The 639-nt window shown below is 62.1% G+C and carries 1 protein-coding gene and 1 pseudogene; one reads left to right on the top strand and one right to left on the bottom strand.

Annotated features, from left to right (window positions below):
- The coding region (locus AC1DYC_RS31110) for a hypothetical protein (protein WP_477411476.1) at positions 1–211 on the top strand (211 nt) is incomplete at its 5' end.
- A 232-nt stretch (positions 212–443) separates the two neighbouring features.
- Here AC1DYC_RS31110 and AC1DYC_RS31105 read toward each other — a convergent pair.
- Positions 444–639, bottom strand: a pseudogene (locus AC1DYC_RS31105) (CDP-diacylglycerol--serine O-phosphatidyltransferase); the annotation flags it as partial.

The raw sequence follows: 639 nt of genomic DNA, 5'->3' as shown, positions 1-639 counted from the left end.
CGGTGAGCGCATCGTGCTGGTCACCACCGCTGACGACGCCGATCCGGAAGAACTGCGCGCCTTCGGCAAGAAAGCGGGCGCGGCCGAACTGATGGTGCCCAACGACATCGTCAAGGTCGAGGAAATCCCGGTGCTGGGCTCGGGCAAGACGGATTATGTCTCGACGCGGAAGCTGGCGATCGAGAAGCTGGGGCTGGGCGTGGCGGCTTAGGGGCGGTCAGAGACGACTATTCCAAATGCTGGCGGGACAGCACCCCCCTCTGTCCTGCCGGACATCTCCCCCTCAAGGGGGGAGATTAGATGTCACGACGGCCTTCGCCAATTTTCATCGTTGAAGAACGGGCGTAAAAACGGAAGCTGCTAATCTCCCCCCTTGAGGGGGAGATGTCCGGCAGGACAGAGGGGGGTTGTGAAGGAACTCGACCGAGCGTGGCTGCGCGACTCTACCCGATATCCGAAGGCGGGACCTTCTCACCCTCGCGCAGGGCGCGTTTCGAATAGGCGCGCACGCTGAACGGCAGGAAGATGAGATAGCCGGCGACTGAGGCGGTCAGCGTGTACCAGGGATAGGTCATCAGCAGCAGCACGTAGAGCACCACCGCAAGGATGATCGGCAACACCTTGTCGCCCGGCACTTTC

The sequence above is a fragment of the Mesorhizobium sp. P2_E7 genome (assembly GCF_056403855.1).
This window is presented reverse-complemented; position numbering and strand designations above follow the sequence as displayed.